The sequence below is a fragment of the Pontibacter pamirensis genome (genome assembly GCF_010015475.1).
Taxonomy (GTDB): domain Bacteria; phylum Bacteroidota; class Bacteroidia; order Cytophagales; family Hymenobacteraceae; genus Pontibacter; species Pontibacter pamirensis.
This window is the reverse complement of record NZ_SSNI01000002.1, coordinates 82,350-104,781: the sequence shown is the minus strand read 5'-3', so window position 1 is coordinate 104,781 and position 22,432 is coordinate 82,350. Positions and strand designations below refer to the sequence as shown.

Sequence of the window (22,432 nt, the reverse complement as noted above, 5' to 3'; positions counted from 1 at the left end):
TAATCCTCGTATATTACCCATCCGAGTATGCGGACATGGAAGTCTTGGCTAGCTTTGACTTCCGTTGAAATGTGCAGCAAGGGCGGGCATGTCTAAGTCTAAGTAGTTGTCCTTCCAAAGGTTTTACAACCAAGTTCCCTGCCGGCAACCCTTGTTTTCTGTAGCAAATGCAGCATTTTAACGCGGCAGGTATGCATCTGAAACATTCTATGCCCTTTAGAGCCGCGTACTATGCTTACCTTAGCAGTGTAACAAGTAAGCAATCACACTTATCTGAAAAATATGAACTCAACAACTTTTACAAAATTAGTATGTGGAGTATCTGCGGCGTTTCTTTTTTCATGTTCAACGGCGCAACAGGAAACAGGTACAGTAGCTATGGAGCAGCAACTGTCAGAAAACATACGCCTGAACCAGGTCGGCTATTACCCTAATGCGCCGAAAATGGCTGTGGTGGTAGGCGAAATGGAGGATGGTGAATTCTATGTGAAAACGCCCGACCTGCAGGAAACGGTGTACACAGGCCAGTTAACAGCCACCAAGGCCGGTGAATTCTCTAACAGACCGACACGAGTAGCTGATTTTTCTAATTACAAAGAGCCGGGAAGCTATGTACTGGTCATACCGGGAATAGGACACTCTTATGAATTTGAGATAGACAGAGACGTGCACAAAGATGTGGCGGCAGCCTCTATCAAAGGGTTTTATTACCAGCGCATGTCTACAGACCTCCCGGAGCAATATGCCGGTAAATGGGCCCGTGCGGCAGGTCACCCCGATAACGAGGTGCTAATTCATCCTTCTGCAGTTTCTACGCAGCGTCCGGCTGGCTCAGTGATTTCTGCCCCACGCGGTTGGTATGATGCCGGCGACTACAACAAATATATTGTGAACTCCGGCATCAGCATGGGTACTTTACTCTCTGCCTACGAAGACTTCCCAGGTTTTTATAAGAACCTGGAACTGAACATCCCTGAAAGTGGCAACAACGTGCCTGACATTCTGGATGAGGCGCTTTGGAACCTGCGCTGGATGATGGCCATGCAGGACCCGGAGGACGGGGGTGTGTACAATAAGCTCACAAATCCTTCTTTCGAAGGCATGATAATGCCTGCAGAGGCTTCCAAGCCGCGTTATGTGGTGCAGAAAGGTACTGCCGCTACCCTCGATTTTGCCGCTGTAATGGCACAGGCAAGCCGCATTTTCAGTAACTACGAGAGTGAATTTCCTGGGCTGGCGGATTCTGCGCTGGTGGCCGCGGTGAAAGCCTGGAGCTGGGCACAGCGCAACCCGAACGTTGACTATGACCAGAATGCCATGAACAAGCAGTTCAAGCCGGAGGTTTCTACGGGAGGCTACGGAGACAAGGATTACAGCGATGAGTTTATCTGGGCTGCTGCGGAGTTGTATGTGACCACAAAGCAGGACACGTATTACAATGAAGTGAACATGTTACCGGACAATAAGATGCCGCTGCCGTCATGGCCACAGGTGCGCCTGCTGGGCTATTATACCCTGAACCGCTTCAGCAGTGAACTTACGCCTGCTGCACAGAAGGACCTGCCGGAGATTCAGAAGCGCCTCGTGTCTTTTGCTGATGAACTTATAGATGGAGCAGACACGCGTACCTACAGAACAGTGATGGGAAAAACGGAAGGAGACTATATTTGGGGAAGCAGCTCTGTAGCCGCCAACCAGGGCATCGTCCTGATTCAGGCATACCAGTTGACAGATAACAAAAAGTACCTGAAAGCAGCACTTTCCAACCTGGATTATCTCTTAGGCCGTAACGCTACCGGTTATTCTTTTCTGACTGGTTTTGGTGAGAAGTCAGTGATGAAGCCACACCACAGACCATCTGTAGCCGACGGCATTGAAGAGCCTGTTCCAGGCTTACTCTCTGGGGGACCGAACGCCAGAGCCGACAAGCAGGACAACTGCACGACCTACCAGTCCTCTTTCGCGGATGAGATGTTTACAGATGATGATTGCTCCTACGCCTCCAACGAAATAGCCATCAACTGGAATGCGCCTTTTGTTTACCTGGCGGGTGCCATAGAGGCGCTGCAGGACAGGGCAGCCTTGTAAAAATAAGTAGTAAGAGCACAACAAAAAGGCCTCCTCCCAAATCTTTGGGAGGAGGCCTTTTTGTTGAAGGAAAAGCCGTTGTGTTAGTCTACGTACACTTCTTCCGTACTTCCGCACTTTAGCATTTTCTCGCCAAAGTAAGGGTTACGGATTTCTTCGTTTGAGCTTAGCCAGTAAGCTCCCTGGTTGTTTAGGGCCATCGGGCAATGCTGGTAGTACAGTGTTTGATCGGCAGCATCAAAAGCTTTGGTCATAGCGAAGACAGACTCTGACAACTGCTCAAAGTTCTCACGCTGCGCCTCCACGTCATTTGCCTGCGCAATCTGAGTGGCGCTATTCACTACCGCTTCTCTTTTCTCCTCGGCGTAAGCTTTTTCATCGCCAGTAAGTGTTGCCACTGGCATTGCACGGGCAATTTCCAGCACTTCATTGGCAGATGCTTTGGCGGCACTGGCATCAGAAGCTACTAAAGCGTCTTTCATGATCATATACTGACTTACCAGCTGTGAAATCTGCGTTTTCATCGACTCTGCTACATTGGCATAATCAGGAGTTTCCACCACTACATTAGTTGTCTGGGCAGCATCTGCCTGTATCACTTCTGTGTTTTCCACTGTTGTTTCTACATTTTCAGATGTGTTTTCAGAACAAGAAGTAAATGTGAAAGCAGCTACAACGGCTGCTGCAAAAAGTGTCTTTTTCATTTTGTCGTTTTATAATTATCCATTTATTTATTCAGCTTTCATTTGATTGAAGACTCCTAGTGAGCCATCTTCTCCTCATGCACCTCTTCATCATGCATTTCTTCTGAGTCCATTTCATCACTATGCACCTCTTCATCATGCATTTCTTCATGGTGCTCTGTGTTTGCTATGTTATCTTCGGAACATGCCGAAAAGGAGAAAGCAATTACAGCGGCTGCTACAAAAAGGGTCTTTTTCATGATATAAATTTTATTAAATTAGTTATTGACTTTAGTTTTAAATTAAGGTTAGTGATGAACTGTCTTCTGAAGAGACGTTAGTCAGCCATTCAAAATTTAGTTATTCAGAATTGTTTAATGATTATGTTCTGCCATAGGGTTTGCCCCCTTCTTGAGCACAAATTCGCTGTACAATAAGTATGCGCCGGAGGTAACGACCCTGTCATTTTCTTCCACTCCGCTTAGAATAGCAACGTTGTCAGCGCTTTCTTCTCCCAGTGTCACCATGCGGGCCTGAAAAGTATTACCACCTGTCTGTACCCATACATGGCTGCCGCCTTCATCCCGGATAACGGCATCAGTAGGTACTGCCAGTGTAGAGCCGTTTTTGCCGGGGAGCATGACGCTGGCCTGCATACCCGGCATGTACTGGTCATCCACGTTGGGCAACTCTGCCCGAAGCACTGTCACCTGGCTCCCTTGCTTTAACTCGGGGCTGATGAAAGTAACATTTGCCGTAACCGCTTCGCCTGCAAAGCCCTGCACCGCCACCTGTACTACATCACCCGCCTGCACACTTGCCACCTCTTGCGGGTATAGCTCAGCCTCCACCCATATTTTGTCAAGCTTACCCAGCCTGTAAAGTACAGCTCCTTCTGATACATACTGCCCCTCCGCTGCGGCCACATCAGTTATCACACCCGAGGTTGGCGCCACAAAGGTAACACGGGCATCTAAATTTTCGCTCTTTCCCAGGTTCCTGATCTGAGCCTCCGTCAGGCCATAGAGCAGGAGCCTTTTTCTAGCAGACTCAAGAATTGAGGCGAAGCGAGGATTCTCTGCGCCAAGTTCCTGGTTTTGTCTTAAGGCCAGCAGGTACTCCCGTTGTAAGGTCAGGAGTTCTTCAGAGTAAATGTCGTACAGAGGCTGGCCTTTTTGCACCTGCTCACCTGTTTCTTTGATGTACAAGCGCTCAATTCGTCCTGTTACCCTGCTGCTGACAATGTCTGTCTGCGTTTCATCAATAACCAGCTTCCCTGTCAGGATAGAATTGCTGGACACATCGCCGTAAACAATGGGGCTCGTTTTGATGTTGCCAAGGGCTATCTGGTTCTCGCTCAACATCAGTTCTCCGGTGTCCTTTCCGGATTGTGACACAGGCACAAGGTCCATGTGGCAAATCGGACAAATGCCCGCTTCATCCTGCACCACCTGCGGGTGCATGGGGCAGGTATAAGTAGTTCCATCTACCTCGGCATGCTCGTGTGCTTCATCAGTTTGGCAAGCAACCGCCGTCAGCACAAAGAGCAGCAGGAAGAATATGTTCAGGTATCGTTTCATGTTCTTCTAATTTTGAATAACTGAATTCTGAATGACTGAATGTTTGTTTTCATGTTCAAATTCTTTATTCGCTTATTCAGTCATTTATTTTTACAAAGCTTTCACTGTCTATCAGGAACTGGGCATCGGAGGCAATTTTGTCCGTCTGATCCAGCCCTTCCACTACCTGTACCTGGTTTCCTTCTATGGTTCCGACTGTAACGGCTACCGGCTTATAGACGCCGTTTACCTGCTTAAAAGCAACAGACCTGGTTCCGATATCCAGCACCGCCGTACGCGGCACCCACAGGGCAGGGGCAGTGGTGTAGCTGGCCTCTGCCGATACTAATTGCCCTACACGGGCTATCTTTTGCTCTCCCGGCAGGTACACTCTTACCTTTGCAAAATTCTCACCAGCTTCGTAAAACGGTTGCAGGAAATCTACCTGTGCCTCCAGCTTCTCGCCAGGCAGCTGCGGGAAAGTAATTTGTACAGGAGCGCCCTTGGCAATGGCGCTTACCTCCCCGGCAGGTATGTTAAACTCAGCCCACAGCTGGTTCGGATTTACCACGCGCAGCAGCGGCTGCCCTGCGCCCACATACATTCCCTCACGCAGTTGTATCTCCTCGCCGGCAGCTGGCATTCTCCGTTGAGAGGCTGACCCTGCATCACCGCCGCCCATACCATTCATTCCTCCGCCTGTATTGGCCTGCCTGATAGGTATCTCGCTAGGTATGGCAGACGGCGCAGTGGTGTTCAAACCTATTGCGTAGCCATCGTAAGGGCTATAGATGGCAAATGTATAACTGGCCTCCCCCGTGCGGATCAGGCGGTTGATTTGTGCATCGGTGGCTCCCAAGAGCTGTAACCGCTGTTTGGCTGCTGCTATAAGGGCTTCATCTTCAGGAGCAGACTGCACGAGGTAGAGTAGTTCCTTCTGTGCAGTAACTAAATCCGGACTATACACCTCCATCAGCTTCTGGCCTTTCTGGACAGGCTGGAAATTGTACTTCACGTACAGGTTCTCGATACGGCCACCTACGCGTGCAGGTATGGAATACACTCTCCTTTCATCATAGGTAATTATTCCCTCCATCTCAACGGAAGCCTCTACCACCTTCTGTTCCGGGGTAACAGCAGGTACACTCGAAATCACTGTTTCGTTCGTTGGCTGTAACAGAAAGGTGAGTTCATCTGTCATCACCACTGCCTCCCCCTCAACCGACTGAGGCACGAGATCCATGCCGCAGATGGGACAGGTGCCGGGTTCGTCCTGCACTACCTGCGGGTGCATGGGGCAGGTATAGGTCGTTCCTTCCGCGTGCTCGTGCGCTTCGTCACCTTGGCAAGCCGCCGCTGTCAGCACAAAGAGCAGCAGCAGGATTATGTTCAGGTATTGTTTCATGTTTGTTTATTTTTGAATAAATGAATTCTGAATGACTGAATGTTTGTTTTCCAGATTCAAAATTCATTTATTCAATCATTGATAATTTATTTCTCTATCTCGCGCTCATAATCTACAGCCAGCAGGTAAAGCTCCTGGAGGTTATTCAGGTACTCCATGTGGGCCATGTTTAGTGCTTCCCAGGCATCGATCACCTCCGATAGCTGGGCGTTGTTTTCTTCATAGGCGATCATGGTCACGTCGTAGTTCTTTTTCAGTGCAGGTATAATCTTCGTGTTGTAATTCTCTACCTGCTCCCGCTTCGCATTTAGCTCCATTGCCATCGTGCGGACCATTCCCTCTGCTTCATTCAGCATGGATTCACGCTCCCGCTGCATGGCCTCAATCTCCAGGTTCATAGCTTTTGTGTTGGCTTTATACATTTTAGACGACCAGGGGGCGATAGGAATACTAACCATACCCATGGCGGTATACATGTTTGGCATCATGCTGTTACGGGGCGTCATATGATTAAAGCTCACCCGGAAATCAGGTTTGCGCTCCAGCCGTTCCTGCTCCACATTGAGCCGCATCGACTGAATGGTTCTGTCTAGCTGGCTGATATCGCTGCGGTTGTCGTTGAGGTAAGCAGTGTCTACTGCCAGTGCCACAGGTTCTGGTATGCTGGTGACCGTGTCGATGGGGAAGGTCTGCTCTTTTGGCAGGTTCATCAGGATGTTGAGCTGCACGTTTTTCTGTGCAATCTCGTTTCGCGTCATCAGCTGCATGTTCTCCACCTCGTGCAGGCGCGCCTCTGCTTTGTATATGCTGCCTAACTTACCCTGGCTGTAAGGGTAGCGGATGCGGGCAAGTTTCAGCATGAATTCCATGATACGCTCACTATCCTGCAACACATCCAGTTTCTTCTCCAACACCACCCAGCTGTAATAGGTAGCTTTTGCCTGAGCCTTTAACTGGTTGTACAGAACATCGGCTTTGGCCTGCTCAATGGCGGCCCGGGAGTTCATATACTCTTGCTTAGCACGCTGTTTGGCAGGATTCGGAATTGCCTGCTCCGCAGAGATCATGTAAGAACCTTCCCGTTCATCACGCTCCACATCCTGGCCGGGGTAAGGCAGCATAAATACGCCTGCCCCCACCATCGGGGCCATCCAGCCTGTTGCACCTTCTGCATAGGCATCCATTGCCTTCGCCCGATAACCGTACTGCTGCAGCATAGGGTTATCCCTTTGTATCGTCTGCAGCATGTTGTCTAATGACATTGGCTGTTGCTGGGCTGAGGCAGATGTGCTCCCTAACAGCAACAGCAACAAGCCAGCAGCAGATGTAAACCATCTCCCGGCACCCTTGAAAATGAGAATTGATAAAGTATGTTTCTTAATGCTTAACATCGTATATCTCCAGTTTTCCGTGTTTCTTCAATTCATACTCTTTCGTCATCTCAAACACCACCGGTGTTACCAGCAGAATGTGAATGGATGATGTAAACACACCGCCAATCATCGGCAGCACAATAGGAATCATTACATCAGTACCAACACCTGTCGCCCACAGTACCGGAATTAAACCAAACAATGCTACCGACACTGTCATAATTTTAGGACGCAGGCGTTTGGCAGCTCCCATGAATACATAATCCCGGATATCCTGTTTAGTGATCGTTTCGGAGGAGTTGCCTTTGGTTTCAACCAGCTCTTTCATCGCCTCGTTCAGATATACCACCATCACCATGGCTGTTTCGATAGCCAACCCGAACAGTGCAATGAAACCCACTGCAACGGCTACAGACAAGTTCACACCATAGAAGTACACGATGAACACGCCGCCCACCAAGGCAAAAGGGATGGTTATAAGGTTTAGCAGCGCCTCTTTGATGGACTTGAAAGAGATGTAAAGGATCAGGAAGATGATGGCCAGCACCAGCGGTATGATGAGCTGAAGCGTCTGCGTGGCACGTACCTGATTTTCCCACTGGCCGCTCCACTCGAGGTAATACCCCTCAGGTATTCCCTCCACCTCCGCATTGATTCGCTCCATCGCCTCCTCTACTGTGCTGCCCACGTCACGGTCCCGGACATTAAAGAGAACGGCCCCACGCAATTGGGCATTTTCAGAATTTATCATCGGGGGGCCATCTGTGAAGCGCATGTCTGCCACCGACGACAAAGGAATAGTGCCGGCAGCACCCGTCTGCAGCGGGATGCGCTGGATCCGCTCGATGCTGTTGCGGTATTCCTGCGCCAGCCTTACGTTAATAGAAAAGCGCTCACGGCCTTCGATGGTGTTGCCGATGCTGGCTCCACCCAGCGCAGATTCAATGGTCATGTTCACATCATCCACCGTAAGACCATAGCGTCCGAGGGCTTCTCTGTTGATGTCAATCTCGAGGTACTTGCCACCTGTAATCGGCTCCACATACAGGTCTTTCACACCTGGTACTGTTTCCAGTGCCGACTTTACCTTTTCAGACACGGCATAAATAGAGTCCAGATCCTGGCCATATACCTTCACTCCCACATCAGTACGGATACCAGTGGCCAGCATGTTAATGCGGTTGATGATAGGTTGCGTCCAGCCGTTAACCACGCCCGGAATCTGCAATTTGGTATCAAGTTCCTGCACGATGTCCTGTTTCGTGATGCCCTCGCGCCACTCCGACTGTGGTTTCAGCATGATGATGGTTTCAATCATACTAATAGGGGAGTTGTCAGTGGCCGTGCTGGCGCGACCAGCTTTCCCCAACACCTGGTCTACCTCCGGCACAGATTTAATTATCTTGTCCTGCACCTGCAGGATGCGTTTTGCCTCGGCATTAGATATATCGGGCAGCGTGACAGGCATAAACAGGATAGAGCCCTCGTTCAGGGGCGGCATAAACTCTGTTCCGAGGCTAAACAGCATCGGGATAGAGACAAGCAGCGCCAGAATATTAATGCCGATGGTGGTCTTACGCCACTTCAGGCACCACTTCAGCAATGGTCCGTACACCCGTTCCATGCCCCGGTTAATGGGGTTGGCGTTATCCTCCTTCAGCTTGCCTTTAAGGAAGAACGAAATAAGCACTGGTGTAAGCGTAATAGCCACAATGGCATCCACTATAAGTATAAATGTCTTCGTCCAGGCCAGCGGGCTAAAGAGCTTCCCTTCCTGCCCTGTCAGTAAGAAAACCGGAAGGAAGGAGGTGATTACGATGACCGTGCTCCAGAACACGCTGGGCCCTACCTGCTTTGAGGCCTTTTCTATGATGCTGAGTCTTGTTTCTTTATCTAAAATCATCTCTTCAATTTTGAATGAGCTCCTGTTTTGTCATCTCGACAATAGGAGAGATCTGTTCAGTCAATTTTTGTTATTTACCAGATTTCTCCCTTTGGTCGAAATGACATTCTAGATTTTCCTATCGCTCTCTTTACTCTTCTTCTATCGGCTTCTTCACTTTCGCTGCCTCTGCCAGGTGCCTATAGGAGTTCTCCACCATCACAATGGCATCGTCCACAATCACACCTATGGAAAGCGCAATACCCGTTAAGGACATGATATTGGAGGAGATGTCGAACGCGTTGAGCAGGATGAAGCCTATGGCAATCGAAAGCGGCAACTGAATCATGATGATGAGGGCACTGCGCCAGTGGAAGAGGAAGAGGAATACGACCACTGCAGCCACAATCATCTCTTCGATTAATGTATTTCTGACAGAGGCTATACTTTCATTTATCAGGCCGCTGCGGTCGTAGACGATGTTGAAATCAACACCCTCTGGCAAGCCTTTGGCGACCTCCGCCATTTTCTCCTTCACGTTCTCAATCACTTCCTCAGCATTCTCCCCATAGCGCATCACCACAATGCCGCCCACAGCCTCACCTTCACCATTCAGATCAAAGATGCCCAGACGGCTTTCACCTGTCATCTGCACGGTGGCTACGTCTCTTATCCTAACAGGAATCGTGTTGTTCGTGGTAACAGCAATGTTCTCTATCTCTTCTGCTGATTTTAAATAGCCGGTGGTTTTGATGATATAGCCGATGTCGGAGCGCTCGAATTTGCGGCCACCCGCCTCGTTGTTGTTGGCCCGAACAGCCTGTATCACCTGCGGAACAGTGAGGTTATAGTAAGTGAGTTTGTTTGGGTCTACCGTGACCTGGTACTGCTTCTGGAAGCCTCCAAAAGAAGCCACCTCGCTCACGCCATCCACGTTTTGCAAGGCAAATTTTACGTACCAATCCTGCACAGCCCGTTGCTCCCCTAAGTCCATGTCAGGGGCATCGAGTGTATACCATAAAATATGTCCTACACCCGTTCCGTCGGGGCCAAGGGTTGGAGTGGCACCCTCCGGCAGTATATTGCCGACAGAATTCAGACGCTCCAGCACCCGGGAGCGAGCCCAGTACACATCGGTATCGTCCTCAAAAATGATGTAGATAAAGCTCATGCCGAACATGGAGGAGCCACGTACATACTTCACATCAGGCAGGCCCTGCAGGTTTGTGACCAGCGGGTAAGTTACCTGGTCCTCGATGATTTGCGGGCTACGGCCCATCCACTCCGTGAAAACGATGACCTGATTCTCGGACAAATCCGGAATGGCGTCTATTTTATTTGTTTGCATGGAGTACACGCCCCAGCCAAACAGGAAAGCCGACAGCAACAGCACAATGACGCGGTTGCGGAGCGAAAAAGAAATTAACTTCTCAATCATGGAAATGGTGTTCTAAACCTATACAGAATGCATTGCAGCCACAGAAAATCGGGCTTTAGAGGGTGGTGCCTAGAGAGCGTCTTAAATGACAGGTAAGGCAAAGCTGTTGCTTGCGGCAATAAAGAGATAAAGCAAGACAGCGCGCCAAACAGGCACCTAAACTGTAAGGTTTATAGAAGGAAAGACTGCACCAGCACAGGAATGTCGCGGGCGAGTGGGGGAGACGCGTATTGTGCGTAAGTCGGTTGTAGAAGGGCCTCAGGTGCAAACAGTTGTAAGATAACGGCTTGTACTGCGGCAATAAAATTAATGTCCAGAGTTTTGATGAGCGTGATGGCATCATGCTCAGAAGTGGCATCTGTGCGCTCTACTACTACCTGATGGTCTTCGCAGCAGGTGCCATCATTTGCCTTTGTATCTTTCGACGCATGGCAAGGCGGCTGCTTTTTCTGTTGCTTTTGCTCCATTGGGCAATCTGCCGTGGCGCCAAAGAAGGTCACATCACGTAATTCACCGCCACATATATGCATACCCACTGCCATGCCAGTCGAGGAGACGAGCACCAGCAGTGTGAGGGTAAGCATAATAATCTGGCGGTACAGTTTCATGTTTTTATACTTAGTACAAAGGTACTACAGAAGCGGAGAGGTTTGTTACACAATTTAAGAAAAGATTTACAGAAATTCTCTTTGGCGGTGCTAAACCGATGATTCTAAGTATAACACGATACACCGGGAATAGTTCTGTTTTTACACTATTCTCATCAGCCCTTGTCGCTGAAGGCCGGATAGAGTGTCATGCCACCATCCACGTAAATGGTGGTGCCGGTAATATAGTCCGCCTCATCCGTTGCCAGCCATACAGCCACTTTCGCGATGTCTTCGGGTTCCCCGATGCGGCCGTAGGGTATAAGTGAAAGCATGTCCTTGCGACCCTCCTCCGTACTCCAGACATCTTCATTGATGGCCGTTTTGATTGCGCCGGGAGAGATGCCGTTTACTCTTATTTTTTCGGAGGCAAGCTCCTGAGCCAGCGTTTTCATCAGCATCTGCACGCCGCCTTTGGCCGTGGCATAGTTTACATGGCCGGCCCAGGGAATGATATCATGCACCGAACTGATGAAGATGATGTGGCCCGCTGCGCGTTTTTCCTCCTGCTTTACCTCTCGCTTCACAAATTCTTTTGCCGCTGCCTGCGCGCACAGAAAATTCCCGGTCAGGTTGGTGCTGATAACCTTGTTCCAATCATCAAGCGACATGTCCAGGAAACTATCGTCACGTTGTATGCCTGCGTTGCTTACCAGTATATCTACGGTGCCAAAGTTGTCTGTCGCTGCCTTGAATAGCTTCTCCACGTCATCAGGATTGGCAACATCTGCCTGCACAACCACTGCCTTGCTGCCAACCTTTTCTATCTGGTCTTTTAGCTCCTGCGCGGACTCCTCATTAGAGTGATAGTTAATGACGACATTGGCACCCTCACGGCCCATTGCCATCGCAATGCCTTCTCCAATGCCAGAGCTCGACCCGGTTACAATGGCTACTTTGCCTTGCAGTCGTTTGTTTTCTGTTGTGTTACCCATGATAGCTTTTTAAGGTGCCGATGATAAATAGATCATACCCAAACTTAAATACTCCACCTGCCTTTCGGTTAATAACAGTATACCTCTATTTGCTGAAGAGGTTATACGGCTATTTTAATGGGTGCAGCTGACTATCTGCAGAAGCTATAGGTAAGGCAATTACTGACGACACATTGTGGCTTCGAAGCTTGTTCATAACCACCATGATTGTACAGAAAAACATGATAAAGCCGCTAACTTTGAATGTTTCTGATCACTATTATAGCTGTTACGTTATAATATTTCTTAACTTAAAAAAAGCTAATTTATATATGATGAGCAGATTATGGATTACCTTGTTCCTGATGGCATGGCTGGTGCTTCCAGCGGCGCGGGCACAGGAAAACACGCCGCCTTTCTGGAGTGAGATACAGGACTTCAAGCAGCAGGACAGCGTGCTGATGCCGCCTGAAAACGCTATCCTTTTTGTCGGGAGCTCCTCCTTAAGGATGTGGGACAACATGCAGGAGATGTTTCCAGGCAATACCGTCATCAACCGCGGCTTCGGTGGTTCGAATCTGCTGGATCTGAAACGTTACCTCAACGATATTGTACTCCCGTACCAGCCGAAGCAGATCGTAATTTACTCCGGTGAAAACGACATCGCCGCTGCCACCGTGCAGGCCCCGGAGGTGCTGGCACGGTTCAAAGACGTGTTTCAGGGTATCCGGCAAGAGATGCCAGAGGTGCCCATAGTGTTTATTTCCATCAAACCAAGTCCCTCCCGTGCCCAATACCTCCCTATAATGCAGGAATCAAACCAGCTGATCGAAGCTTATCTTAAAACGCAGCCAAAGACGCAGTACGTGGATGTATACTCCCTGATGCTGGACAATAAAGGGAAGCCGATGCAGGATATATTCCTGGGAGACAGTTTGCACATGAACAATAAAGGGTATGAGATATGGCAAAAGGCGCTCAAGCCTCACTTGCTCAGGTAGAAGATGAGAATAGGAAGATACAGCCTTGCATAAGATGGATTCAATCTATTTGTCATGCATGGTGTGGCGTCAAACAAACTATATAAATAAGAGTGGCCGCAATCTTGCGGCCACTCTTATTTATAGAGGAGTTGATGCTATACTACTGTTTCCTGCTGTGGCACCTGCAGATGGGAGAGGATGACATTGAACACGTCCACCGCCTGCAGTTCCTGTGGCAAAGCTTGCTTGTTTTTGGTGAGCAGCACCGGCCACTCGGCTATGTCTTCCGGTATGCGACCGTGCGAGCCTTTAATCAAGGTGGCATCCAGCGGAATAATGTCCATCACCATTCGAAAGCCAAGTTTTTTCTTCAACACTTTGCTCGCTACTTTTGGGATAAGGAACTTGATTTCTGGATCAGCGAACATTTCTACAGGGTCGAAGCCCGGCTTTTTATGGATGTCCACCATGCGGGCATAGTCTGGTGCTTTCGTGTCGTCGAGCCAGAAGTAGTAGGTGAACCAGGAGTTCTGGTCAGCCACCACTACCAATTCGCCGCAACGTTCGTGGGCCAGCTTATATTTATTGCGCTCTTCGCCAGCTAACACCTCCTGCACACCCGGTACCTGCTGCAACAGCTTTTGCACCGATTCTATGTCGGCAGGTTTTTGAACATAAACGTGCGCCACCTGGTGGTCGGCTACGGCAAAGGCCTTGCTCATGGCCATGTCCAGCAGTTCAGTGCCTCGCTCGTTGCGTACGGCAATGTAGCCATGCTTGCGCAGCACACGGTTCAGGTGCACTGGCTGGTTTACGTCCGATATTCCGTATTCCGACAGCACGATAACCTGCGCGCCTTTTGCCTCATAAAATTGGATCAGGTCGCCCACTACGGCATCAATTTCCTGAAGATCCTTGGCAACGCGTGTGTCGCTGGGGCCGAGGCGCTGCAGGTTGTAGTCGAGGTGCGGCAGGTAAATGAGCGTGAGCGTGGGGTCGTATAGGTCGTCCGTTATCTTGCTCGCGTCCGCTATCCATTTGCTCGACTTAATGGAGGTTTTTGGCCCCCAGTAGTTGAACAGGGGGAATGTTCCCAGTTTTGCCTGCAGCGTGTCCCGCAGGTCAGCAGGCTGGGTATAGCAATCGGGCATTTTGCGGCCATCGGCCAGGTATTGCGGGCGCGGTGTCAGGGTATAGTCGGCGGTAGTATTCATGTTATACCACCAGCCCATGTTGGCGACGGTAAAGTTGGGATCTGTGGAACGGGCTACTTCCCACACTTTTGGTGACTGTACCAGTTTATTCGACTGGCGCCACAGCTTCACTTCATCCTCATCCCGGAAATACCAGCCGTTGGCTACAATACCATGTTCTTCCGGCCATTTGCCCGTGAGGTAGGTTGATTGTGCCGTGCAGGTAACAGCCGGCAACACCGGGTGCACCACTGTGTTTTGAGCATCCGCCGCCCATTTCGACAAAAAAGGTGTGTTTTTACCGAGGAGTGATTGCGTGAGCCCGACTACGTCCAGCACTACCGTCTTCTGCATTTTGAGTGTTTTTTATAGTTGCAAGAACCCACTCCAGCTCCCGCTGTATGGATTCTGAAAGGTCTTTTTTTAAATCCTCCGGCAGCACTTCCCAAGTATAGGTTTCTACCTCCAAGTGTGTTGTCAGTTGCTTTTGCTGTATAAGCTTTAGCACTTCCACAATATCTTCCTGAGTAGACTGCAAACCACTGTATTCCTGCGTGAAAAGCGGCACGTGGAAATGCATGCGCCATTCAACGGCATTGGGCTTACGGATATGCTGCAGCGCAAAGGTCAGGTCAGGGTACTGGCATAGTTCTCCATCATCGTTCAGTTCTACCACCTGGTGAAGGTAGGTTGATTCGGCAAAACAGGCGAACGTTTCAGCCAGTTTACCGCGGGTGACCACATCATTTTTTGGGAGACTTGTTTTAAGGGCAGCACTGAGTTGTATCTTGCCTATTTTAATACCGGCATGTGTTAGCTTGGCAAAGGCCTCGGCTGGTTTCTCGTAGGCTAGCGCAAAGTGGCATACGTCGTAGCAAACCTGGATATGATGCAAAATAGCCTCCCGTGCTTCTTCCTTCGTTAGCCCCAGCGACTCCTGCAGCACCTTCACCCCCTCAGGTATGAGCCATTGCTGGTAATAGTTGATAACCTCTTTGCTGTTTTCCAGCAGCCCGTCCGGCTCCGGCTCTATATCGATATGGATGGTTTTGCCTGTTCCCTGCTTTAGTTCTAATAAGCTTGCTACCAAAGAAACCAGGTTTTCTGTTGATTGGTTAAAAACAGATTTGATTTTGGAATCATCCTCCTCTAAAAACCATGGTTTATAAGAGAGAGGAGAGGTGGAGATACCGCCCTCCATGCCCTCTGGCAAAAGTTCGGCTAAGATTCTTGCCAGGCGTACAGTATAAGTTAGCCGTTCGTCAGTAGTCCAGTCCGGCTTGTGCACATCGTCTTTCACGGCCTGGTGATGGAAGCCACCGTATGGGAAGCCGTTCATGGTGAACACATATAAACCCTGCTCCTGCAGCCATCGCTTAAAGTTGTTCAGGTGTTCCCCATCCAGTATTTGCTCACTGGCTTTGTTTGAGAGGCGCAAGCCAATTCCGAAAGGCTGGTCAGGGGATACTTTTCTCTTAAGTGAAGGGAGGTAAGTTTGAAGCTGATGAAATACATCTTCCCATGTTTCGCCGGGGTGTATGTTGGTGCAGTACGTAAGGTGATGCCCTGTATTCAGATACATATTTAGCTATAATTAAGTAAGAAAACAGCAGCCTGTAAAAACTTCACAGCGCTGTAGCCTTCTTGAACAAGGGTGCTTAAGCAGCTGGCTGAGGTTGGTGGCGCTTTTTTAATTCTTCTACGGCCTGTAGCAAGAGCGGTTCGTCCATATGATGTACTTCCACGCCTTCGCCTATTTTGTTGAGCAGCATAATCGTAAGCTTTCCGCCCAGGTGCTCTCTGAATTCCTGAAGTCCTTTGATAACACTGAGTTGCTCAGAACCTGCCTCTAGCTGTGATAGGGCTGGCACATACAGCTCAAAGCCCAATTCCTGCAGCAGTGTCAGCACGTCTTCGTGCTCTTCCTTCGTAAGCATGCCTTTCAGCATAGAATAGGTTGTATCCAAAGCAATACCGATGGCCACTGCTTCGCCGTGGCGCAACTCGTAGTTGGTGAGTTGCTCCAGTTTATGTGCTGCCCAATGGCCAAAGTCGAGTGGGCGCGAAGAACCGGTCTCAAAGGGATCGGCTCCGCCAATATGCTCCACATGCATTTCCGCACAACGGTGAATCAGCCGTTGCATGGCCGGCATGTCGCGCTGCGCCAGCTTGATGGCATCTTTCTTTATTTCCTGGTAAAAGGCCGCATCTTTTATCAACGCCACTTTGATGGCTTCTGAAATGCCGGAACGCCAGTCGCGGTCGTGCAGGGTGAGCAGGAAATCGCTGTCGTTGATAACGGCGAAAGGAGGAGCGAAGGTGCCAAGGAAGTTCTTCTTGTCAAAGAAGTTGAAGCTGTTCTTTACACCCACTGCAGAATCGTCCTGCGACAAAACAGTTGTGGGGATACGGATATGACGGATGCCTCGGTGGGCAATGGCCGCGGCAAAACCAGCCATATCCAGCACAGCGCCGCCGCCGACGGCTATAAAGTAGGAGTGGCGGTCGATTCTAAAGTTGTTTACCGCCTCCAGCAGTTTCTGCAGCAGTTCGGTGCTGTTCTTTACTTCCTCACCGCCTGTTATCAGCATCGGCTCAGCCAGGAGCTTCATCACCTCTTTGTGTCTGGAAGTATAAAGTTTTATGTCTTCTACTAAACCAGGATGAGCAGCGGCCACGCCGCTGTCTATCACAAAAAATACTTTGCGCGGAGCAGTGCCTTTGTCCTGCTGCAGCACCTCGGCAAGCAAACTATTTTTAGAATCGAAGAGCCCTTGTGTAAAGTACACACCATACCTGAATTGCACTGAAAACGATTGCTCAATAGCCTTCATATCTTTTTGAAGCATCTAATCTGGGGTTGAAGAACTCTTCTGTTGTATATCCAGCAGGAGATTTCGGTTCTGTTTATTGGCCTAAATGATATGCTATTTATGCCTTTCATAATTGTATAACAAAGTATAGCGGCTAACAATTCTCAGGTAACGGCAAATTTCTTTGCTACATAGATAGAAACCGGCAAAAGCAGCAGCACCAGCAGCCCATACTGCCAACCGGCAAAGCCAGCGGCCATACTGGCGTTCATCACAATAAGAGCCAGAATACCCGCTTTTACCGCTTTAATAATGAGCTTTGGCTCTTTGGAAGGCATGGCTTTGAACAGTGGCGGAAAGATAAGGTACGCAAACAGCAGCAGAAACGGAATGCTGTACCATAAATTGAAGTGCGGCAACAGCGAAAGGCTAAGTATACCCGCAAACACCAGAGCATACATGAGCACAGCTCCTTTTAAAGCCGCTGTATTACCACCGTGCACCTCCCCGCGGCTCACCATCGTGATAGCCGCAATGTACACAATCGGGATAAGCGCCATGAACCACAGTTGTTCCACGGCAGCAGGCACGGCGCTTACCCCAAGCAGTAGGTTACCGCCCCGGCAGGCGCCCATGTTAACGGGGCCCAGCAAAGTGTTGTGCTTGCCCTGATAGTCATAGAGCAAGGCAAGGCCCGCCACTGCCAACGCAATAACAGCACTAACCACCGATACCTGCCAGGCTGCCAGCACACCACCTAGCAACAAGATGGCACCTAAAGTAGCAGCTCCTGTTGGGGAAGCCTTTCCACTGGGTATGGGACGCTCCGGGCGCTCTACCCGGTCCAGGTCCGCGTCAAACACATCGTTGAACACCACACCACCGCCATACAAGCCGATTGTAGCCAGCACGAGCCAGCCCAGCGGCTGCAGCGTTTCAGCGTTCAAGCTTCCTTCCCAGAACGGGCGGTACAGTATAGCGCCGGAAGCCGCAAAACCCATCATGATATCTGCTATGGCCGTAATAATGTTGGCCGGGCGCATGAGCCGCAGGTAAGCGCCAATTTGCGACATTAGCGTACGATGTTAGAACCCAACTCTCCCTCATCAGCGTCCGGGCCGCCGATTACGGGTGTTTGTCCTCCTCTTAAAACGGAATTGTCTGAGAATTTTTCGCGCTGGTCTACAGCGGCAGGGGTAAGCCAGTCAGATTCGGACATCTGGCCGCTCTTGCTAAAGGCTTCGAGGGCGTTTTGATAACAAACCTTGCGGACATCTTCTAAAGAAATGCCACGCTCCAGCATCAGGGAAGCAGTTTTAGGCACAGAGAGCGGGTCGCTGATGCCCCAGTCGGCTGCACTGTTTATCATAATGCGCTCCGTACCGTATTTCTTCACAACCTCTACCATGCGCTCATTGCCCATCTTAGAATTCGGGTAAATGGTAAAGGCAGCCCAGAAGCCTCTGTCGAGTACATCTTTCACGGTTTCCTCGTTGTTGTGGTCCACAATTACCATGTCCGGGGCAATGCCGTGCTCCAGGCTCACTTCCATGCTTCGGATGGTGCCGGACTTCTTGTCGCGGTGTGGCGTGTGTATCTGCACCGGCATACTGGTTTCTTTGGCCAGTTCCAGTTGCAACCGGTAATATTTGTCTTCTGCTTTGGTCTGGTCGTCATACCCGATTTCGCCAACGCCTACCACACCTTCTTTGTAAATGAAAAGCGGCAGCAGCTCCATTACCTGCTCTGCCAGTGCCTCGTTGTTCGCTTCTTTAGAGTTAAGGCCGATAGTACAGTAGTGCTTGATACCAAACTGGCTCGCCCGGAAGCGCTCCCAACCTACCAAACTGCTATAGTAATCTTTGAAAGAGCCGACCTCTGTGCGGGGCTGGCCCAGCCAGAAAGCAGGTTCGATAATGGCCACGATTCCCGCTTGGCGCATACGCTCATAATCGTCGGTGGTGCGGGACGTCATGTGTATGTGCGGGTCAATGAGCATGAGGTTCTGGGTGTTCATAAGTTATATCTTTTAGGATGATGTCTATCTGTTAATTTTTAACGCTATGCCAGGGCTTTGCTGCCAATCAGGCTCCAGTTTAGTACGCCACTTTCCACTTTCTGCTTTAAATCAGGGTGTGCCTCCAGCAGTTCTGTAGCTGGTTTATAGCTGCTCTGCGCACAGGCAAGTGCAGCAGCTTCGCGCTCAATCTCGTTTGGCTGCGAGAACAATTTCTCTATGTCCTGGATGTTAGTCTCATTTATAAATGGGCCAACGGGGCGCCACAGTTCCGGCGATACCGGGCGGCCAGCGGCCCAGCGCTCATGGGCATAATCGGTGAGCATGCGGGCCAGTTCAGCATTGCTGCGGGCCTCAATGCCATAAATGCGGTAAAGCGGCTTAGCTACAAACAGAGTCTTCAGCAGCAGCTGGTTCCAGGCTTTTTCCTCCATGTAATCGGCAGGGTAGGGGTTTTCCAAAGCCACGGCTTCGTACACGTCACCCATGTTAGTGCGGACGCCCTCAGCCGCTCTTTTCTTAAACGCTTCAGGGTGAGGCAGCAGCGGCAGACTGCCATACAGTGCTACCAGTTCCCCCATGTCGGCGGTACTGAATAGCGTCTCCAGCTTCTTTGCAAACGCATCCGCGTCTTGAGCAGGAAGCGAGAGGAGGAGCAAAGTGCGGGCGGCCTGGTCAGCAGTCCATCGGCTTGGGTTAAAGCCTTTCCGGATTTTATTGGCCTGCTCGAGGTCTTCGTCAGTTATGCGCAGCTTCTCTTTCCCGACAAAGCGCGGGGCAGCGCTGAAAGCCAGGTACAAGTCCTTGTCTTTGGCGTCTTCGGAAGCCAGCTGGTTCATTTTTTTTGTAAGCCATTCAATTCCCTGAACCGTTGTGTTGCGCTCCAGAAGCTCTTTCAGAAATGTTTTACTTGTGTTTATGTCTGCCTGATACACGAGCGTATAGTTTAAGATAAACAATGAATAAACGTGTTCTATGGGTGCTGAACTTTATCCGTTAAGATAGTAATGTTTTCTCGTTTCTTCCATGCTTTAGGAACCTTTCATCCGGATTCAGAAGTACTGGATGATAGTATTGCTGAACCAATATGAAGTTTAAACACTATTCCTGCTGTACAAGAAAAAATATGCTGCTACAGGTGCGGCACCAGCCGCTCTGCTGCAACATAGCACGCTCAGGTAAAGGTAAAAAGAAAGATGCATATATATAAACCCACGAAAGAGGAAATATTAGCCGCAGCAGGAAAGACTGTACATGATGTAATAGCCCCGGACTTAAAGGTGTTGTTCTGTGGTATTAACCCTGGACTTTACACTGCTGCCACCGGGTATAATTTTGCCCGCCCCGGCAACAGGTTTTGGCCCACCTTGTATGCGGCAGGCTTTACACCGCGCCTGTTAAAGCCACATGAACAGCAGGAACTGCTTACCTATGGTTGTGGCATCACAAACTTTGTGGAGCGGGCTACAGGGGCAGCGGCAGAACTCAGCAGAGCAGAGTTGATGGAAGGAGGAAAGCTGTTGAAAGAAAAGGTACTGCAGTACAAGCCGCAGGTGGTTGCCTTTCTTGGCGTTACGGCTTATCGTACTGCCTTTGGTATGCCTAAGGCAGTGCTGGGGCTGCGGCCAGAAACAATAGGAGAAACCCAGCTTTGGGTGCTTCCCAATCCCAGCGGCTTAAACGCGCATTATCCCCCGGCTGCACTGGCGCAGGTATTCCGGGAACTGCGGGTAAGCTATTGACTTGGGCTCAGATATATAGGAGCCTGGGCTGAAGTATTGCGCTGTTTTATACTGCTGCTGCTTATAAAATAGCACAGGAAATGATTGCAGTGAATTTCTGTTTTTTCACAGGCAAAATATATTTCTTGAAAGCAAAACCTTATGAGTGGAAAAAGGGTATAAAGGGTGCAATTTACTTATATAGTTAAAAATTAATATTTTAGTTTTAACGTAAGAAGCTAATATTTAGGAGGAAAAGGAATAAAATTTTAAATGTAGCTACATAAAAATGCCATTTACCCTTAAAATAGTACCGTTCACTGTGTTGTTGTAACTTATAGTAATTATGTACTATGCATTTGAACTATAATGCTTTTTGAAATGTCGTCCAAATAGAACTGAAAACCATAATCAAATTCAAACTTAAAAACTTAGTATCATAAAAAACGCTATGAAGAATTATTTAGAGAGACTAGAAAACGGACTTAATAAAAGCAAAACTTTACTTTACAAGCCTGATCAATCAGGCTTAGCGTGTTCTTTTGTGAGTGGTGGATTGGTAGTAGATACCTTTGTTATAGAAGATGAGGTAATTGCCGATGCACTCTCAAAAAAAGGATTGAACGGTGTGGTTGAAGGTTCTAACTTCGAGATGCTGAAAAGCAATTATTCGTGGTTTTCGTTGCATGTTAAAACCAAGCAGGTTTACCGTGAACTTGAAAAAGAGACAGTACTCCAATAATAAATACCAGTAGCCTTACATACAACCTCTCCATACAGCCTGAAAAGGGCAGGTATGGAGAGGTTTCTTTTTTACGTAGGATTATCTGTTAGTGAGAAATTAAAAAGTTCACTGCACACCACTGGCACCGTTGCCGTCACCTTGCCTGGCGTCGTCGTTGCAGATGCTTTTCCTGCGCTTAGGCGCTTTCTTCAGGTCTTATACCATTATCAAGTGATTTCTGCGCCTTCAGAAATGTAGCGAAAGAGAATTAGCTACTTTCCCGGCTCATCCTTACGCACGTTCACCGGCCGTTCTGTCTTGGGCTTGAACAACTCCTCTGCCTGCTGCCGGATTTGCGCAGTGCCTTCTTTAAGAAGGTGAAGGAAACGCACCCGGTCCTACTTTTGCTCTGTTTCTAACTTGAGCAGTTCTACGACCTCTTCTTTGATAAATGTAAACTTGCTGCCATACTTTTAAAGTTAAGCCATGCGTAACAATCACATGGTAATGGTATAACCTTTAAACAAATTTTAGAGGGAAAGCAATTAAATTCCTGATTGTGTAGCATTTGAACTTTAGCGGCGGGACTGTTGTATAGAAAATAATTACATATTTTTGGCAATATGGTATACTATGTGGGATTTGTTTTCTATTTTTGCAAAGAATACTATTGCTGTACGCAAGAAATTTATAGACGAAGAGGCGAGAGAACAGGCTCCCAGACCCTCTGGCAACCATCCATTTTGGAAAGGTGCCAAGTCCTGCCCAACGAAGGGGAAATATAAATTAGAAAAACCATGAACAAGACATCAGGCATATCCCAACTCACCAGTTTAGTAACTCCCTCTAACCTCGTTGCCTCATCCCTGCCTGTGATGTGCTGTTGTTGCTGTTGCTGTTGCTGTTGTTCCTGTTAAAGGATCCTCCCATTTTATCCCTTCAGCCAGAACTGGCTTATTAGTTTGCCGGTTGTGAAGGAACTTATCACTCTT

General features: G+C 49.1%; 19 protein-coding genes and 1 riboswitch. Of the genes, 4 read left to right on the top strand and 15 right to left on the bottom strand.

All coding sequences use genetic code 11. The features are described 5' to 3' along the window. Nucleotides 1-378 precede the first annotated feature (378 nt). On the top strand, nt 379-2,088 hold the full coding sequence (locus tag E1919_RS03300; RefSeq protein WP_162051910.1) for a glycoside hydrolase family 9 protein: 1,710 nt from the start codon (nt 379-381) through the stop codon (nt 2,086-2,088). 83 nt (nt 2,089-2,171) lie between these two features. On the opposite strand, the gene E1919_RS03295 is transcribed toward E1919_RS03300, so the two are convergent. The 9 genes from E1919_RS03295 to E1919_RS03255 form a co-directional block, all read right to left on the bottom strand. Continuing rightward, a complete protein-coding gene (locus E1919_RS03295) occupies nt 2,172-2,792 on the bottom strand; it encodes a DUF3347 domain-containing protein (RefSeq protein WP_162051909.1) in 621 nt (206 codons plus the stop codon). A 56-nt stretch (nt 2,793-2,848) separates the two neighbouring features. Then, a complete protein-coding gene (locus tag E1919_RS03290) occupies nt 2,849-3,031 on the bottom strand; it encodes a hypothetical protein (protein WP_162051908.1) in 183 nt (60 codons plus the stop codon). Nucleotides 3,032-3,145: 114 nt separating this feature from the next. Then, entirely contained in the window at nt 3,146-4,351 is a 1,206-nt protein-coding gene (locus tag E1919_RS03285) for an efflux RND transporter periplasmic adaptor subunit (protein WP_162051907.1), read from the bottom strand. Between the two features lie 76 nt (nt 4,352-4,427). After that, nucleotides 4,428-5,735, bottom strand: a complete 1,308-nt coding sequence (locus E1919_RS03280; RefSeq protein ID WP_162051906.1) for a heavy metal-binding domain-containing protein — start codon at nt 5,733-5,735, stop codon at nt 4,428-4,430. 86 nt (nt 5,736-5,821) lie between these two features. Further along, the gene (locus tag E1919_RS03275; RefSeq protein WP_162051905.1) at nt 5,822-6,997 is read right to left on the bottom strand and encodes a TolC family protein; all 1,176 of its coding nucleotides are present in this window, start codon (nt 6,995-6,997) and stop codon (nt 5,822-5,824) included. A gap of 115 nt (nt 6,998-7,112) precedes the next feature. Next, nucleotides 7,113-9,011 carry an efflux RND transporter permease subunit gene (locus E1919_RS03270; protein ID WP_162051904.1) on the bottom strand — a complete coding sequence of 633 codons (1,899 nt, stop codon included), beginning with the start codon at nt 9,009-9,011 and terminating at the stop codon, nt 7,113-7,115. Nucleotides 9,012-9,141: 130 nt separating this feature from the next. Next, nucleotides 9,142-10,428 (bottom strand): efflux RND transporter permease subunit, encoded by a 1,287-nt coding sequence (locus E1919_RS03265; RefSeq protein ID WP_162051903.1) that lies wholly within the window; start codon nt 10,426-10,428, stop codon nt 9,142-9,144. A gap of 170 nt (nt 10,429-10,598) precedes the next feature. Further along, nucleotides 10,599-11,036 (bottom strand): HYC_CC_PP family protein, encoded by a 438-nt coding sequence (locus E1919_RS03260; protein WP_162051902.1) that lies wholly within the window; start codon nt 11,034-11,036, stop codon nt 10,599-10,601. Between the two features lie 155 nt (nt 11,037-11,191). Further along, entirely contained in the window at nt 11,192-12,010 is an 819-nt protein-coding gene (locus tag E1919_RS03255; protein ID WP_162051901.1) for an SDR family oxidoreductase, read from the bottom strand. Between the two features lie 311 nt (nt 12,011-12,321). On the opposite strand from E1919_RS03255, the gene E1919_RS03250 reads away from it, so the two are divergent. Beyond that, complete coding sequence (locus E1919_RS03250) at nt 12,322-12,990, top strand: GDSL-type esterase/lipase family protein (RefSeq protein ID WP_237143974.1); 669 nt, start codon at nt 12,322-12,324, stop codon at nt 12,988-12,990. Nucleotides 12,991-13,127: 137 nt separating this feature from the next. Here the strand turns inward: E1919_RS03250 and E1919_RS03245 are convergent, their stop codons facing one another. The 6 genes from E1919_RS03245 to E1919_RS03220 all read right to left on the bottom strand — a co-directional run bounded on the left by E1919_RS03245 (nt 13,128) and on the right by E1919_RS03220 (nt 19,930). Continuing rightward, nucleotides 13,128-14,519, bottom strand: coding sequence for an alkaline phosphatase family protein (locus E1919_RS03245; protein ID WP_162051900.1), 1,392 nt, complete (start codon nt 14,517-14,519; stop codon nt 13,128-13,130). Then, a complete protein-coding gene (eboE, locus tag E1919_RS03240) occupies nt 14,464-15,747 on the bottom strand; it encodes a metabolite traffic protein EboE (RefSeq protein ID WP_162051899.1) in 1,284 nt (427 codons plus the stop codon). Before eboE ends, E1919_RS03245 begins: the two co-directional genes overlap by 56 nt. 76 nt (nt 15,748-15,823) lie before the next feature. Further along, a complete protein-coding gene (locus E1919_RS03235; protein ID WP_394351743.1) occupies nt 15,824-17,014 on the bottom strand; it encodes a 3-dehydroquinate synthase in 1,191 nt (396 codons plus the stop codon). 128 nt (nt 17,015-17,142) lie between these two features. After that, complete coding sequence (eboC, locus tag E1919_RS03230) at nt 17,143-18,051, bottom strand: UbiA-like protein EboC (protein WP_162051898.1); 909 nt, start codon at nt 18,049-18,051, stop codon at nt 17,143-17,145. Continuing rightward, the gene (locus tag E1919_RS03225) at nt 18,051-18,995 is read right to left on the bottom strand and encodes a TatD family hydrolase (RefSeq protein WP_202915832.1); all 945 of its coding nucleotides are present in this window, start codon (nt 18,993-18,995) and stop codon (nt 18,051-18,053) included. Before E1919_RS03225 ends, eboC begins: the two co-directional genes overlap by 1 nt. Before the next feature lie 44 nt (nt 18,996-19,039). Beyond that, nucleotides 19,040-19,930: an EboA domain-containing protein gene (locus E1919_RS03220; protein ID WP_162051897.1), complete on the bottom strand. Its 891-nt coding sequence runs from the start codon at nt 19,928-19,930 to the stop codon at nt 19,040-19,042. Between the two features lie 261 nt (nt 19,931-20,191). Between E1919_RS03220 and mug the strand changes: the two genes are divergently transcribed. Then, on the top strand, nt 20,192-20,737 hold the full coding sequence (mug, locus tag E1919_RS03215) for a G/U mismatch-specific DNA glycosylase (protein ID WP_162051896.1): 546 nt from the start codon (nt 20,192-20,194) through the stop codon (nt 20,735-20,737). A gap of 430 nt (nt 20,738-21,167) precedes the next feature. Then, the gene (locus tag E1919_RS03210; protein ID WP_162051895.1) at nt 21,168-21,458 is read left to right on the top strand and encodes a hypothetical protein; all 291 of its coding nucleotides are present in this window, start codon (nt 21,168-21,170) and stop codon (nt 21,456-21,458) included. Between the two features lie 667 nt (nt 21,459-22,125). Next, nucleotides 22,126-22,228, top strand: a riboswitch (SAM riboswitch). Nucleotides 22,229-22,432 lie beyond the last annotated feature (204 nt).